Annotated in this window: 13 protein-coding genes and 2 tRNA genes; 12 read left to right on the forward strand and 3 right to left on the reverse strand. The window is 71.9% G+C overall.

What is annotated here, in order from left to right:
• Position 1 precedes the first annotated feature (1 nt).
• The 7 genes from ACI2L1_RS21880 (at position 2) to ACI2L1_RS21910 (ending at position 8,731) form a co-directional block, all read left to right on the forward strand.
• Entirely contained in the window at positions 2-1,624 is a 1,623-nt protein-coding gene (locus ACI2L1_RS21880; protein ID WP_404741004.1) for a beta-N-acetylhexosaminidase, read from the forward strand.
• Between the two features lie 244 nt (positions 1,625-1,868).
• Positions 1,869-2,762, forward strand: coding sequence for an FAD binding domain-containing protein (locus tag ACI2L1_RS21885; RefSeq protein ID WP_404741005.1), 894 nt, complete (start codon positions 1,869-1,871; stop codon positions 2,760-2,762).
• Positions 2,759-4,477 (forward strand): 2Fe-2S iron-sulfur cluster-binding protein, encoded by a 1,719-nt coding sequence (locus tag ACI2L1_RS21890; RefSeq protein WP_404741006.1) that lies wholly within the window; start codon positions 2,759-2,761, stop codon positions 4,475-4,477. Before ACI2L1_RS21885 ends, ACI2L1_RS21890 begins: the two co-directional genes overlap by 4 nt.
• Positions 4,474-6,783, forward strand: a complete 2,310-nt coding sequence (locus tag ACI2L1_RS21895; RefSeq protein ID WP_404741007.1) for a xanthine dehydrogenase family protein molybdopterin-binding subunit — start codon at positions 4,474-4,476, stop codon at positions 6,781-6,783. Before ACI2L1_RS21890 ends, ACI2L1_RS21895 begins: the two co-directional genes overlap by 4 nt.
• The gene (locus tag ACI2L1_RS21900; RefSeq protein ID WP_404741008.1) at positions 6,780-6,908 is read left to right on the forward strand and encodes a hypothetical protein; all 129 of its coding nucleotides are present in this window, start codon (positions 6,780-6,782) and stop codon (positions 6,906-6,908) included. The genes ACI2L1_RS21895 and ACI2L1_RS21900 overlap by 4 nt, the downstream gene beginning before the upstream one ends.
• Positions 6,908-7,441, forward strand: a complete 534-nt coding sequence (locus ACI2L1_RS21905) for an AAA family ATPase (protein ID WP_404741009.1) — start codon at positions 6,908-6,910, stop codon at positions 7,439-7,441. Before ACI2L1_RS21900 ends, ACI2L1_RS21905 begins: the two co-directional genes overlap by 1 nt.
• Before the next feature lie 132 nt (positions 7,442-7,573).
• Positions 7,574-8,731: an SUKH-4 family immunity protein gene (locus ACI2L1_RS21910; RefSeq protein WP_404741010.1), complete on the forward strand. Its 1,158-nt coding sequence runs from the start codon at positions 7,574-7,576 to the stop codon at positions 8,729-8,731.
• Here the strand turns inward: ACI2L1_RS21910 and ACI2L1_RS21915 are convergent.
• The 3 genes from ACI2L1_RS21915 to ACI2L1_RS21925 form a co-directional block, all read right to left on the reverse strand.
• Entirely contained in the window at positions 8,686-9,273 is a 588-nt protein-coding gene (locus ACI2L1_RS21915) for an FABP family protein (RefSeq protein ID WP_404741011.1), read from the reverse strand. The two genes, ACI2L1_RS21910 and ACI2L1_RS21915, sit on opposite strands and share 46 nt — an antisense overlap.
• A gap of 112 nt (positions 9,274-9,385) precedes the next feature.
• Positions 9,386-9,457 (reverse strand) — tRNA-Cys (locus ACI2L1_RS21920).
• 24 nt (positions 9,458-9,481) lie between these two features.
• Positions 9,482-9,580: transfer RNA gene (locus tag ACI2L1_RS21925), tRNA-OTHER, on the reverse strand.
• A 215-nt stretch (positions 9,581-9,795) separates the two neighbouring features.
• On the opposite strand from ACI2L1_RS21925, the gene ACI2L1_RS21930 reads away from it, so the two are divergent.
• The 5 genes from ACI2L1_RS21930 (at position 9,796) to ACI2L1_RS21950 (ending at position 14,792) form a co-directional block, all read left to right on the forward strand.
• A complete protein-coding gene (locus ACI2L1_RS21930) occupies positions 9,796-11,235 on the forward strand; it encodes an MFS transporter (protein WP_404741012.1) in 1,440 nt (479 codons plus the stop codon).
• Between the two features lie 40 nt (positions 11,236-11,275).
• Positions 11,276-11,476, forward strand: coding sequence for a CopG family transcriptional regulator (locus tag ACI2L1_RS21935; RefSeq protein WP_404741013.1), 201 nt, complete (start codon positions 11,276-11,278; stop codon positions 11,474-11,476).
• Positions 11,473-11,853, forward strand: coding sequence for a type II toxin-antitoxin system death-on-curing family toxin (locus ACI2L1_RS21940; RefSeq protein ID WP_404741014.1), 381 nt, complete (start codon positions 11,473-11,475; stop codon positions 11,851-11,853). The genes ACI2L1_RS21935 and ACI2L1_RS21940 overlap by 4 nt, the downstream gene beginning before the upstream one ends.
• Positions 11,854-11,987: 134 nt before the next feature.
• Positions 11,988-13,781 (forward strand): DEAD/DEAH box helicase, encoded by a 1,794-nt coding sequence (locus tag ACI2L1_RS21945; protein ID WP_404741015.1) that lies wholly within the window; start codon positions 11,988-11,990, stop codon positions 13,779-13,781.
• A gap of 369 nt (positions 13,782-14,150) precedes the next feature.
• On the forward strand, positions 14,151-14,792 hold the full coding sequence (locus tag ACI2L1_RS21950; RefSeq protein WP_404741016.1) for an IclR family transcriptional regulator: 642 nt from the start codon (positions 14,151-14,153) through the stop codon (positions 14,790-14,792).
• Positions 14,793-14,861: the final 69 nt, after the last annotated feature.

The raw sequence follows: 14,861 nt of genomic DNA on the forward strand, positions 1-14,861 counted from the left end.
CGTGGGTGAACTGATTCCGAAGCCGGTCGACGTCAAGGGGCCGATGCGTGGTCCCGTCCTTCTCGAGCGGGACACGATCCTGTGGGCCGCCCCGGGCACGGAGGACACGGCGCGGTGGCTGCGCTCCACCGTCGGTGCAGCCCTCGGCCTGCCGCTCGCGGCCGGACCCGAAGACGCCCCCAACTCCGTACGGCTGAACCTGGACGAGGCGCTGGCCCCCGAGGCCTACCGGCTCTCGGCTCTCCCCGATCGAGGCGTGGAAATCCGGGGCGGCGATCCCGCCGGGGTCTTCTGGGGCGCCCAGACGCTGCGTCAACTGCTCGGCCCCGACGCCTTTCGGCGTGCTCCCGTACGCCCGGACGTCACCCGCCTGATCCCGCACCAGACCATCGAGGACGCCCCGCGATTCCGCTGGCGCGGCCTCATGCTCGACGTGGCCCGGCACTTCATGCCCAAGGACGGGGTGCTGCGCTACCTGGATCTGATGGCCGCGCACAAACTGAACGTCTTCCACTTCCACTTGACGGACGACCAGGGCTGGCGGATCGAGATCAAGAAGTACCCCCGGCTCACCGAGGTGGGCTCATGGCGGGCGCGTACCAAATTCGGCCACCGGGCCTCGCCGCTGTGGGCGGAGAAGCCGCACGGTGGCTACTACACCCAGGACGACATCCGGGAGATCGTCGCCTACGCCGCCGAGCGGCATATCACCGTCGTCCCCGAAATCGACCTGCCGGGACACTCGCAGGCCGCCATCGCCGCGTACCCGGAACTCGGCAACACCGACGTCATCGACACGACCTCCCTCTCGGTCTGGGACAGCTGGGGCATCTCCGCAAACGTACTCGCCCCCACTGACAACACCCTGCGGTTCTACGAGGGGGTGTTCGAGGAACTCCTGGAGCTGTTCCCCTCGGAGTTCATTCATGTCGGGGGTGACGAATGCCTCAAGGACCAGTGGCGGCGGTCGCCCACCGCACAGGCCCGCATCAAGGAACTCGGCCTCGCCGACGAGGACGGACTGCAGTCGTGGTTCATCGGTCACTTCGACAGGTGGCTGACCGCGCGCGGGCGCAGGCTCATCGGCTGGGACGAGATCCTGGAGGGCGGGCTCGCCGAAGGGGCCGCCGTGTCCTCATGGCGCGGTTACGAGGGCGGGATCGCCGCCGCACGCTCCGGCCACGACGTCGTGATGTGCCCGGAGCAGCATGTGTACCTGGACCACCGTCAGGACGCCGGTGAGGACGAGCCGGTGCCGATCGGCTACGTCCGCACCCTGGAGGACGTGTATCGCTTCGAACCCGTTCCATCGCAGCTGACTTCGGAGGAGACCACCCATGTCCTCGGCACGCAGGCCAACCTGTGGACCGAGGTGATGGAGGATCACGCGCGCGTGGACTATCAGGCGTTCCCGCGGCTCGCGGCCTTCGCCGAGGTCGCCTGGAGCGCTCTGCCCGCCTCCGCGGAACGGGACTTCGCGGACTTCGGGCGGCGGATGTCCGCCCACTACGGGGTGCTCGACGCTTTGGGCGTCGGCTACCGGCCGCCCACGGGGCCGCTGCCGTGGCAGAAGCGGCCCGGGGTGCTGGGTCGCCCGATCGAGGGGGCGCCCCCGAACAGGTAGGGGAAAAAGACCTCAAGAGTCACTGAACAGTGTCAATCGGTATGTGCCGGTGATGCCGTCCGAAAACGGACCATCTCCCTGATGGGGCGGGCGAAAGCCTCCGAACGCCTCCTAGTGGACCCCTGTCTTCGGGTGCCCCGAAGATGTGCCAGAGTTGCCACGTCCGCCCTGTCAGCACGTACCGTACGGCAGCAACAGGCGGGACCAGCAGGACCAGGTGGGGCAGCGGGAAGGGGCAGCCGGTTTGACCACGCAAGCACCACAGGCGGCGCAGACCGTCACGCTGCCCACGACGCTGGACGAGGCTGTGGCGGTCCTCACGGCCATGCCCGCGGCCGTGCCCGTCGCGGGCGGCACCGACCTGATGGCCGCCGTCAACTCCGGGCAGCTCAGGCCCGCCGCCCTGGTCGGGCTCGGCCGGATCAGCGAGATCCGCAGCTGGCAGTACCAGGACGGACACGCCCTGCTCGGCGCGGGACTCACGCACGCTCGCATGGGCCGCCCCGACTTCGCCGCCCTCATCCCGGCGCTCGCGGCCGCCGCCCGTGCCGCGGGGCCGCCGCAGATCCGCAACGCGGGAACCCTGGGCGGCAACATCGCCTCGGCGGCCCCCACGGGGGACGCACTGCCCGTGCTCGCCGCTCTGGAGGCGACGCTGATCATCGCGGGCCCGGACGGAGCCCGCCGGGAGATGCCCGTCTCACATCTGCTGGCCGGCATGGAGATGCTGCGCGCCGGCGAACTCATCGGCTTCGTGCGCGTGCCGCTGCTGCACGCCCCGCAGGTCTTCCTGAAGGTGACAGGGCGTACCGGCCCGGGCCGCGCGATGGCCTCCGTCGCGCTGGTCCTCGACCCGGCCCGGCGCGGAGTCAGGTGCGCCGTCGGTGCCATCGCGCCGATGCCCCTGCGGCCGCTGGACGCCGAGCAGTGGGTCGCCCGGCTCATCGACTGGGACAACAACCGCGCGATCGTCCCGGAGGCCCTGGAGGCCTTCGGCGAGTACGTCGCAGCGGCCTGCATCCCCGACCCGGCACCGGCCGCGGACGGCTCCGTGCCGCAGCACCCGCCCGCCGTACTGCACCTGCGGCGCACCGTCGCCGCACTGGCCCGACGAGCACTGGGGAGGGCACTTTCGTGACCGACGACCAGCACGGAGAGGGCACGCCCCGGGCCGCGGGCCGCTGGGACCCGCTCCCTCAGGGTGATTACGACGACGGCGCGACCGCCTTCGTGAAACTCCCCGAAGGGGGCATCGACGCCCTCCTGGCCTCCGCTGACAGCCCGCTCGCCGCACGCGGTCAGGGCTATGTGCCGCCGCAGATCACGGCCGCGCCGGGCGACGGCGACGGAACCGACCCGGCGGGCACGGGCGCGTGGGGCGCACCGGCCGAGGGTGGCGGCTGGCCCGACCCGAACGCGGTGCAGCCGGGGCAGACCGGCCAGTTCACGTACAACCCCGCCGCCACCCAGCAGTGGCACGTCGAGGACACCGCGCCCGCGCCGGGCCACGACGTCACCGGCCAGTGGTCCATCCCCGTCGCCGGCGGCGACCTACCCGACGAATCAGGCGAGTTCACCACCTCCTCCCTGGTCGAGCAGTGGGGCGGCACCCCACCCGCGACCCTCCCGGGCGGAGCGGCCGCGCCCTGGGCGACCCAGCCGGCGCAGCCGTGGGGGGACCAGACCCAGGGCGGCGCCGGAGCGGGACCCGAACACGGGGAACCGGCCGAGGAACGGCACGCGCACGTGCCGCACGGCGGCGGTGCCTTCGGTGACGGGCGCGAGGGCGTCTTCGCCGACGGGCACGGAGAGGCGGACGGTGACGGCCATGGTGGGCGGGCCGGCGACGGCCACGCGCACGTGCCCGCCGACGACGGGCCCGGCGGACCGACCGGTGACGCGCACGCCGCGGCGGACGAGGACGCGCGGCCGCAGCCGGCCGCCCACCCGCACGCCGAGCAGAGCGAGGCGGCCCATGACTCCGCCGACCTTTACGCGGACACCCCCTCCACAGCCGCCTCACGGCCCACTCCCGGCTCCCGCGAGGCGCCGATGGCCCCTGAGGGCTCCGAGGACGCCCGAGGGGCCGTAGAAGCCTCTGACGGCCCCGCCGAGCCCGGCACGGAGCATGCCTCGCCCGCCGACGAGGACGAACGGGGGCGGGATGCCGCCGAGGAGGACGCCGACGACCGGGCCCCCGCGCACCCAGGCGAGGAACACCCCCTCGCCTCCTACGTCCTGCGCGTCAACGGCGTCGACCGCCCCGTCACCGACGCCTGGATCGGCGAGTCGCTGCTCTACGTGCTGCGCGAGCGGCTCGGGCTCGCCGGCGCCAAGGACGGCTGCTCGCAGGGCGAGTGCGGGGCGTGCAACGTCCAGGTCGACGGACGGCTCGTCGCCTCCTGCCTGGTGCCCGCCGTGACCGCCGCCGGCAGCGAGGTCCGTACCGTCGAGGGCCTCGCCGAGGACGGCCGGCCCTCCGACGTGCAGCGCGCGCTCGCCCGGTGCGGCGCCGTGCAGTGCGGCTTCTGCGTGCCCGGCATGGCGATGACCGTGCACGACCTGCTGGAGGGCAACCCCGCGCCCACCGAGCTGGAGACCCGCCAGGCGCTGTGCGGCAACCTCTGCCGCTGCTCCGGCTACCGGGGCGTCGTCGACGCCGTCAAGGAGGTCGTCGTCGAGCGCGAGGCGCACGCGGCGGGCGACGCTGAGAAGGACGTCGACGAGGCACGTATTCCGCACCAGGCGGGCCCCGGTGCCGGAGGCGTCAACCCGTCGGCGTTCGAGGCTCCGGGGTCCCCCGGAGCCCATGAGCAGGCGTACGGACAGGGACAGGACGGAGGCCAGGCGTGAGCAACGAAGCCGCCACCGCGACCACCGCCGCGGAGGCAGCACCCGCCCCCGAGCCGCTTCCGCACGGCATCGGCGTCTCCCTGCCGGCCGCCGACGCGCGCGCGAAGACCGAGGGCACCTTCCCGTACGCGGCCGACCTGTGGGCCGAGGGCCTGCTGTGGGCCGCCGTCCTGCGCTCGCCCCACGCGCACGCGCGCATCGTGTCCATCGACACCTCCCACGCGCGCGATATGCCCGGAGTCCGCGCGGTCGTCACCCACGAGGACATCCCCGGCAGCCCGGTGCACGGCCGCGGCAAGGCCGACCGCCCGGTCTTCGCCTCCGAGGTCGTACGCCACCACGGCGAGCCCATCGCGGCCGTCGCCGCCGACCACCCCGACACCGCGCGCATGGCCGCGGCCGCCGTCATCGTCGAGTACGAGGTGCTGGACCCGGTCACCGACCCGGAGCAGGCCTTCGAGGCCGAGCCCCTGCACCCCGACGGCAACCTGGTCCGCCACATCCCGCTGCACCACGGCGACCCGGACGCGGTCGGCGAGATCATCGTCGAGGGCCAGTACCGCATCGGCCGCCAGGACCCCGCTCCCATCGGCGCCGAGGCCGGTCTCGCCGTGCCCCGCCCCGACGGCGGCGTGGAGCTCTACCTCGCCTCCACCGACCCGCACTCCGACCGCGACACCGCCGCCGCCTGCTACGGCCTGGAGCCCGAGCGCGTCAAGGTCGTCGTCACCGGCGTCCCCGGCGCCACCGCCGACCGCGAGGACCAGGGCTTCCAACTCCCGCTCGGCCTCCTCGCGCTCAAGACCGGCTGCCCGGTGAAACTGACGGCCACGCGCGAGGAGTCCTTCCTGGGCCATGTGCACCGTCATCCCACGCTGCTGAGATACCGCCACCACGCCGACGCCGAGGGCAAGCTGGTCAAGGTCGAGGCGCAGATCCTGCTCGACGGCGGCGCCTACGCCGACACCTCCTCGGAGGCCCTGGCCGCCGCAGTGGGCTTCGCCTGCGGGCCGTACGTCGTCCCGAACGCCTTCATCGAGGGCTGGGCCGTCCGCACCAACAACCCACCCTCCGGCCATGTCCGAGGCGAGGGCGCGATGCAGGTCTGCGCCGCCTACGAGGCGCAGATGGACAAGCTGGCCAAGAGGCTGGGCATCGACCCGGCGGAGCTGCGCCTGCGGAACGTACTGGCGACGGGGGACGTTCTCCCGACGGGCCAGACGGTGACCTGCCCGGCCCCGGTCGCCGAACTGCTCCAGGCGGTACGGGACTTCCCGCTGCCCGCCCTCCCCAAGGACACCCCCGAGGACGAGTGGCTGCTGCCCGGCGGCCCCGAGGGCGCGGGCGAACCGGGCGCGATCCGCCGGGGCGTCGGCTACGGCCTCGGCATGGTGCACATGCTCGGCACGGAGGGCGCCGACGAGGTCTCCACGGCGACCGTACGGGTCCAGGACGGCGTCGCGACGGTGCTCTGCGCGGCCGTCGAGACCGGCCAGGGCTTCACCACGCTGGCCCGCCAGATCGTCCAGGAGACCCTCGGCATCGACGAGGTGCACGTCGCCCCGGTCGACACGGACCAGCCCCCGGCGGGCGCGGGCGCCCGAGGCCGTCACACCTGGGTGTCGGGCGGCGCGGTGGAACGCGCGGCCAAGATGGTCCGCACGCAACTGCTCCAGCCCCTGGCGCACAAGTTCGGCATGTCCACCGAACTGCTCCAGATCACCGACGGCAAGATCACCTCGTACGACGGCGTCCTGTCGACGACCGTCACCGAGGCCATGGACGGCAAGGAACTGTGGGCCACCGCGCAGTGCCGCCCGCACCCGACGGAGCCGTTGAACGAGGCCGGCCAGGGTGACGCGTTCGTCGGCATGGCCTTCTGCGCGATCCGCGCGGTCGTCGATGTCGACATCGAACTCGGCTCGGTCCGCGTGGTGGAGCTGGCGCTGGCCCAGGACGTCGGCCGGATCCTCAACCCCGCCCAGCTGGAGGCCCGTATCGAAGCGGGCGTCACCCAGGGCGTCGGGATTGCGCTCACGGAGAACCTGCGCACCGGGCGGGGGCTGATCCGTCATCCCGACCTCACCGGGTACGCGCTGCCGACGGCCCTGGACGCGCCGGACATCCGGATCGTCAAGCTCGTCGAGGAACGGGACGTGGTCGCGCCGTTCGGCGCGAAGGCGGCCAGCGCGGTGCCGGTGGTGACGTCACCGGCGGCCGTCGCCTCGGCCGTACGGGCCGCGACGGGCCGCCCCGTGAACCGGCTGCCGATCCGCCCGCAGGCCGCGGTGGTGACGGACCGATGAGCGCTCCGGGCCAGGAGCCCCGCGAGTACGAACCGCCGCCGGGCCTCGGCAAGTTGGCGCTGTGGATCCTGCTGTTCGTGGTGGCGGCGACCGTGGTCGTGGTGGGCGGGGTCTACTTCGCGTGATGCGCGGAGTCGTGCTGGTCACCGGGGTGATGGCGGCCGGGAAGTCGACGGTCGCACAGGCGCTGGCCGAGCGGTTGCCGCGGGCTGCACACGTGCGTGGGGACGTGTTCCGGCGGATGATCGTGTCGGGGCGCGAGGAGTACGTACCCGCGGCCTCGGGAGAGGCTTTCGCTCAACTGCGGTTGCGTTACCGGCTGTCGGCGGCGACGGCGGACGCGTACGCGGAGGCCGGGTTCACGGCCGTCGTGCAGGATGTGGTGCTGGGCGAGGACCTGTCGGCGTACATCGCTCTGCTCCGGACCCGCCCGCTGTACGTCGTGGTCCTGGCGCCGGACGCCGAGACGATCACCGCCCGGGAGGCGGGCCGGGCCAAGAGGGGGTACGGCGACGCGGCCTGGACGATCCCCGCGCTGGACGAGGCGCTGCGGGAGTCGACTCCGCGGATCGGCCTGTGGCTGGACACCTCTGCACTGACCCCCACACAGACGGTGGAGGCGATCCTCGCGGGGCGGGAACGCGCGAGGGTGCCCTGACGTCTCCTTCAAATGGGGGCGTTGTCAGTGGTGGCGCGTAGTGTTTCGAGCAGTGGGGGACGAGCGCAGACCCGGCGGGTTCGCCGTGCCGTGCCCGGCCAGGGGACTGCGTACGAAGAACACGGGGGAGCCATGAGCACGACCGAAGCCGCCGTAGCGGCGATCAGACTGACTGAGGACGAACTGCACCCGTACATCACGCATGCCACGACCCGCCGCTGGCTCATCGGCCCCGGACTGCCCGGCGCCAGCGACCTGTTCACCTTCGAGGAGCTGCGCCGTGAGGGTCTGCGGACGGTGGCGGACTCCACGGCCGACCCGGGCGGCCGGCTCAGCGAGGAGCTGCGCGACCAGCTGGTGATCGGCGGACTCACGGATCTGCAGGGCAGGGAGAGGGAGTCGGTCCTGCTCGACGGCGTCACGGGCGAGGTCTCCACGACGGCGTTCTTCCACGCCCGCCCCGACCTGATGGACCGCATCCCCCTGGCCCCCTCCCTCCCCACCCTGGTGCGTTTCACGGCGGCCACGGACGAACTGACGGAGGTGCGCGGCCAGTTCGCCGCGTATGCCGGCCGCTTCGGCCCTACGGCGGTGGAGGAGGCGACGCGTCAGCTGCTGGCCGTGTTCGAGGAGGGCACGGGCGGCGAGGTGCCGACGTTCTGGAAGATCGCGGCCCTGATCCGTCCCCTGGCCCTGGTGGCGGGCCCGGGCACGGACTCCGGCCTGGCCCTGGACCTCCCGCCCCGACTCCTGGACCAGGAGTTCGGCCGCAACCGGGTCGCCCGCTTCGAGGACATCGACTTCCCGGCCACGCTCACCCACGCCCCCACCCGCCGTTTCCTCGCGGAGACGGGCCTGCCCGAGGACGGCGTCCTCTTCCACACCGACCCGGACGCCCCGCTCCCGACCCTCGCGGAGCACCGGGCCGACCGACTGGTGACCCTCCCGCCTCGGGCCGACCACCTGATCGTCCTGGGCCACCTGATCGAGGACAACACCCTGGTGGTCGACGGCGCGACGGGCGCGGTCCTGAACTGGAGCGAGCGCGAGGCGACCCTCCACCCCCTCAACACCGACATCTCCACCCTCGCCTTCACCCTCTGGCTGCTGCACCGGGAACGCCGGATGGACGAGTCGCTGTCCCACGAGCTGACGAACACGCTGTACGCCCAGGTGGCCAAGACGATGATCCGGGCCCTCTCCACCATCGACCCCACGGGCACGACGACGGACGCCGACTGGCACTACTGGACGGAGCTGTTCCAGGACGAGGCGGGCGGGGTGCTCTGACCGCCTTCGCGCCGCAGGGTCGCCGAGAGGTGATGCTGCAGGGGCTGGCCGACCGCCGCGAGATCGTGGAGGAAGGTGAGCGTGTCCTCGTCGGCCAGGGCGTAGCGGCGGCGGGTGGCGGTCACTTCCTTGGCCGTCGGCGTGAGGGCCACGGTGTGCGTGGAGAGCTCGACCGCGCCCTCCGCCACCTGGCCGACCAGGACTTCCGTGATACCGGTGGGCTGAGTGACCAGCGCCTCCACCCGCCCGCCCGGCTGAATCCGCCACCACCCGCTCTCCCGGGCCGCCGGACGCAACGGCGCTCCGTCGCCGTCGAGCAGCCAGGCCCGGGCCTCGTACCGGAGGAAGGGGCGACCGTCGTGGCTGAAGGAGACCTCCTGCGCATACGCGAAGTCGCCGTCGAGCGTCGGATACCCACCGCGGCCCCGCCCCCGCCACACTCCCAGAAACCCGAGCACGGGCTCGAGCAGCGGGTGCGGAGCAGGCACCCCATCCGCCCGGAGGGACTCGGGAAAAGGCTGCCCCGATGCGCTCTCGGACACGTCCACACTCCTCACTCCGACCACTGCCACCCGCAAGCCTAGGACGCCGCACAGCCGAAGGGGCGGCACCTCTGAGGGTGCCGCCCCTTCACCTTGCCTGGCCGTCCAGCGGAGGCCGTGGCGGGAATCGAACCCGCGTAACTCGCTTTGCAGGCGAGTCCCTGAGCCACTCGGGCACACGGCCGTCGCCGAGTTCGGTCGTGTTTCCCTGCCGTGGCGGGAATCGGACCCGCGTAACTCCCCGCGAGCGGAGCTCGCTGATGGATGCAGCGCAGGCGAGTCCCTGAACCACTCGGGCACACGGCCGGGTCGGTGTGGAGCGGGGGCTCCTGCCGAGCTCGGTGTAATGACCGTAGGGCGGGGGTGGGGAAGGGCTCAAGGGGAGTGTGGGGGCTGCAATGGGACTGCCATACGGCGTTCATGAACGGGTGGGGTGCGGCTGTGGGTGTACGTCCAAGGTCTCAGGTCGAGGCAGGCTTTTGACAGGAGTCAAGGTGGGTGACGGGTCTTACTCTGGCGGTCATGGCAGCCCTTGAATCGCGTGATGCCGATGTCGCCGACGACCTTGAAGCCCCGTCCGAGGGGGTGTTGGGGCGGTCCTATCGGGCGCTCAGTGTCGGGATCGTGTCCGTTGTGGTGCTGATCGCGTTCGAGGCGACCGCTGTCGGGACCGCGATGCCCGTCGCCGCGCGGGAGTTGGACGGGGTCGGCCTCTACGCCTTCGCGTTCTCCGGGTACTTCACCACCAGCCTGTTCGGGATGGTGCTGTCCGGACAGTGGGCGGATCGGCGGGGGCCGCTCGGGGCGTTGACGGCCGGGATCGGTGCGTTCGCCGCCGGGTTGGTGGTGTCGGGGACCGCCGCGGCGATGTGGCTGTTCATTCTGGGACGGGCCGTACAGGGGTTCGGGGGTGGGCTCGTCATCGTCGCCCTGTATGTCGTGGTCGGGCGGGCCTATCCGGAACGGTTGCGGCCCGCGATCATGGCGGCGTTCGCGGCCGGGTGGGTCGTGCCGTCCATCGTGGGGCCGCTCGCCGCCGGCGCGGTGACCGAGCATCTCGGGTGGCGGTGGGTGTTCGTCGGGATTCCGGTGCTGGTTGTCTTTCCGCTGGCGCTTGCACTGCCGCAGATACGGCGGCGGGCCGGAGGGCCGGTCGACGGCAGCCGCGGGCGGGCGTCCTTCGACCGGCGGCGCATCCGGCTCGCCCTCGCGATCTCCCTCGGCGCGGGGCTCCTCCAGTACGCCGCCCAGGATCTGCGTCTCCTCTCCCTGCTGCCCGGCATCGCAGGGGCCGCGCTGCTCGTGCCCGCCGTGCTCGGGCTGTTGCCGCGCGGCACGTACCGGGCGGCGCGCGGGCTGCCCTCCGTCGTGCTGTTGCGCGGGGTCGCCGCGGGGGCCTTCGTCGCCGCCGAGTCCTTCGTGCCGTTGATGCTGGTCACCCAGCGGGGGCTGTCGCCGACGCTCGCCGGGTTCTCGCTGGCCGCGGGCGGGGGTACGTGGGCGCTGGGGTCGTGGGTGCAGTCGCGGGCGCGGGTGGAGCCGTACCGGGAACGGCTGATGACCGTGGGGATGGTGCTGGTCGCTGCCGCGATCGCCGGTGCGCCGAGTGTGCTGATCGATTCCGTGCCCGTCTGGATCGTCGCCGTGGCCTGGGGGTTCGGCTGTTTCGGGATGGGGCTGGTGATCGCCTCCACCAGTGTGCTGCTGCTCCAGCTCTCCGCCCCCGAGGAGGCCGGTACCAACTCCGCGGCCCTTCAGATCTCCGACGGCCTCTCGAACGCCGTTCTGCTGGCGGCGGGTGGGGCGGCCTTCGCGGCGCTGGGTGGGGGTGCGGTGAGTCATGCGGCGACGGGGGCGTCCGGCGCCGGGCATCCGGCTGCCTTCGCCGTGGTGTTTCTGCCGATGGCGGGGGTGGCGTTGGTGGGGGCGTGGGTGACCACGCGGCTGCGGGCCACGCCTTAGGTGGTACCAGTTTGACCCCGGCCGGTGGTACCGTTTTGGTATGGCCATGAACCTGCGTCTCCGCGACGACCAGACCGAAGCGCTGAAGCTGCGAGCCGAGGAGGAGGGCACGAGCATGCACGCCATACTGCTGAGGGCCGTAGACGACTATCTGGCCCGGACCGCGCACGAGACGCTGGTCCGTAAGGCCGCCAAGGAGCAGACCGCCAAGTGGGCCGAGCTGCTGGAGCGGCTCAAGTGACGTATGTCTATCTGTCCGCCGAGGACGTCCTGGCCATCGCCGAGCACGCTGTCGATGACCAGGACGTCGTCGTACGTGATGTGGGTCTGCTGGAGTCGGCCGTGCATCGACCCTCCGCCGCGATGTTCGGGCAGGAGGCCTACACCGACCTGTGCGACAAGGCGGCGGCGCTCTTGCAGTCGCTGGCGATCAACCATCCCTTTCTTGACGGGAACAAGCGCACGGCGTGGGTGTCCTGCGTGGTCTTCCTGGCGATGAACGAGGTGCAGCTGCGCCCGGACATCGACGCGGCCGAGCGCCTGGTCATCGCTGTGTCGACCGGCAGCCTGGACGAAGTCAAGGCCATCTCGGAGGTGCTGCGGGCTCTGGCCGAGTAGCGATGTGACCTCGGTCCCACCCAAGGGCGCCCCGGCCCCGTTCGCGCGTTGACCCGACCGGGCCGCCGGTAGGGTGACCCGGTCGTCATACACAGCCGAAGACACCGCCGAGCCGCTCGACCCCGACGGAGACCGTGACTACCACCGCCGCCTCCTCCTCCCATCACCTTTCCCCCGCCTTCCCCGGCCGGGCCCCCTGGGGTACCGCCAGCAGGCTGCGCGCCTGGCAGCAGGGGGCGTTGGACAAGTACGTCCAGGAGCAGCCGCGTGACTTCCTGGCCGTCGCGACCCCGGGCGCGGGCAAGACGACCTTCGCCCTCACCCTCGCCTCCTGGCTGCTGCACCATCACGTCGTGCAGCAGGTGACCGTCGTCGCGCCGACCGAGCACCTGAAGAAGCAGTGGGCGGAAGCGGCCGCGCGGATAGGTATCAAGCTCGACCCCGAGTACAGCGCCGGGCCGCTCGGCAAGGACTACCACGGCGTAGCCGTCACCTACGCGGGTGTCGGTGTACGGCCCATGCTGCACCGCAACCGCGTCGAGCAGCGCAAGACCCTCGTCATCCTCGACGAGATCCACCACGCCGGTGACTCCAAGTCCTGGGGCGAGGCGTGTCTTGAGGCCTTCGAGCCCGCCACCCGCCGGCTCGCGCTCACCGGTACGCCCTTCCGGTCCGACACCAACCCCATCCCCTTCGTGACGTACGAGGAGGGGAACGACGGGATTCGCAGGTCGGCCGCCGACTACACCTACGGGTACGGCAACGCGCTGGCCGACCACGTCGTCCGGCCCGTCATCTTCCTGTCCTACAGCGGGCAGATGCGATGGCGCACCAAGGCAGGCGACGAGATCGCCGCCCGGCTCGGCGAACCCATGACCAAGGACGCGATCAGCCAGGCCTGGCGTACCGCGCTCGACCCGCGCGGTGAGTGGATGCCCAGCGTGCTGCGCGCCGCCGACCAGCGGCTCTCCGAGGTCCGCAAGGCCATCCCGGACGCCGGTGCCCTCGTCATCGCCTCGGACCAGGACTCCGCGCGCGCGTACGCCAAGCTGATCCGTGAGATCACCGGCAGCAAGGCGACCCTGGTCCTGTCCGACGACGCCGGCGCGTCCAAGCGGATCGACGACTTCAGCGAGAGCAACGACCGGTGGATGGTCGCCGTCCGCATGGTGTCGGAGGGCGTCGACGTCCCCCGGCTCGCGGTTGGGGTCTACGCGACCACCATCTCGACGCCTCTCTTCTTCGCCCAGGCCGTCGGCCGTTTCGTACGGTCCCGCAGGCGCGGTGAGACCGCGTCCGTGTTCCTCCCGACCGTCCCGGACCTCCTGACCTTCGCCAACGAGATGGAGGTCGAGCGCGACCACGCCCTCGACAAGCCGAAGAAGGAGGGCGAGGACGACCCGTACGCCGAGTCCGAGAAGGAGATGGAGGAGGCGAACAAGGAGGAGGACGAGGACACCGGCGAGCAGGAACAGTTCGCCTTCGAGGCGCTGGAGTCCGACGCCGTCTTCGACCGCGTCCTCTACGACGGTGCCGAGTTCGGTATGCAGGCGCACCCGGGGAGCGAGGAGGAGCAGGACTACCTCGGCATCCCGGGCCTTCTCGAACCCGACCAGGTGCAGATGCTCCTCCAGAAGCGGCAGGCCCGGCAGATCGCGCACAGCCGCAAGAAACCGGACGCCGAGGCGGACCTCCTCGAACTGCCCGCCGAGCGGCGGCCCGTCGTCTCGCACAAGGAGATGATGGAGCTGCGCAAGCAGCTGAACACCATGGTCAGCGCGTACGTCCACCAGAGCGGCAAGCCGCACGGGGTGATCCACACCGAGCTGCGGCGGGTGTGCGGGGGGCCGCCGAGCGCCGAGGCCACGGCGGGGCAGCTGCGGCAGCGGATCGCCAAGGTGCAGGAGTGGGCGACCCGGATGCGGTGACGCCGCGCCGGCTTGAGCCGTGATCATCTGTCGCACTTCGGCCGCGGGCCTTCTGCGCTGGTCGCGGTTCCCCGCGCCCCCGGAGGGCGCTTCACTTGCCGCAAATCCACACATACCCGAGTGGTCCGTACCGGGCAGTGCCCGGATTCTGGACGGAGCCTTCCGCTGAGCGAACCCCCTTCGCTACTGTCCCGCTACGCACACGCCCCGTGGCAGCGCCGCCGCGGAGCGCAGCCGTGAAGCGACCCGGCCCGGAAACAGACCGGGCCGCCGGCCGATCGGCGGCCTCTGGAGCGCGTCATCGACGGGACTCGGTGACGCACCGCCGCTCGGAGGTTGCCGACCTCACCACTTGGAGGAGTGGGCGTCGTGACCGCGGAGACCTCTCAGACGCTTGACCGGGGACTGCGTGTCCTCAAGCTCCTGGCCGACACGGACCACGGGCTCACCGTCACCGAGCTATCCAACAAACTGGGCGTGAACCGGACCGTCGTATACCGGTTGCTGGCCACGCTGGAGCAGCATGCACTCGTACGGCGTGATCTGGGCGGGCGTGCCCGGGTGGGCCTTGGGGTGCTGCGGCTGGGGCGGCAGGTCCATCCGCTGGTGCGGGAAGCCGCGTTGCCCGCGCTGCGATCGCTCGCGGAGGACATCGGGGCGACGGCTCATCTGACGTTGGCGGACGGCGCGGACGCGCTGGCCGTGGCCGTTGTGGAGCCCACGTGGACGGACTATCACGTGGCGTATCGGGCGGGGTTCCGGCATCCCCTGGACCGGGGAGCCGCGGGGCGGGCGATTCTCGCCGCTCGGCAGCAGGGGTTCGGGGAGCCGGGGTACATGCTGACGCACGGAGAGCTGGAGGCGGGGGCGAGCGGTGCGGCTGCTCCTCTGCTCGGGGTCAGCGGGGTCGAGGGCAGTGTCGGGGTCGTGATGCTGGCCGACGCGGTGCCGGAACGGGTCGGGCTGCGAGTGGTGGACGCGGCGCGGGAGGTCGCGGAGGCGTTGCGCTGAGCGGTGCGGGTGGGCAGGGGCCGGGGGGCGGGGCCGAGCTGCTTTCGGAGACGCTACGGCGATGCGCGG

Origin of the sequence: Streptomyces sp. NPDC019531 (assembly GCF_044903305.1) — a bacterium.
Classification (GTDB): Bacteria; Actinomycetota; Actinomycetes; order Streptomycetales; family Streptomycetaceae; genus Streptomyces.

Coding starts and splice junctions, on each gene's coding strand:
- ACI2L1_RS21905 (WP_404741009.1), top strand. CDS start 6,908: ATGCGCGGAGTCGTGCTGGTCACCGGGGTGATGGCGGCCGGGAAGTCG.
- ACI2L1_RS21935 (WP_404741013.1), top strand. CDS start 11,276: ATGGCCATGAACCTGCGTCTCCGCGACGACCAGACCGAAGCGCTGAAG.
- ACI2L1_RS21910 (WP_404741010.1), top strand. CDS start 7,574: ATGAGCACGACCGAAGCCGCCGTAGCGGCGATCAGACTGACTGAGGAC.
- ACI2L1_RS21930 (WP_404741012.1), top strand. CDS start 9,796: ATGGCAGCCCTTGAATCGCGTGATGCCGATGTCGCCGACGACCTTGAA.
- ACI2L1_RS21900 (WP_404741008.1), top strand. CDS start 6,780: ATGAGCGCTCCGGGCCAGGAGCCCCGCGAGTACGAACCGCCGCCGGGC.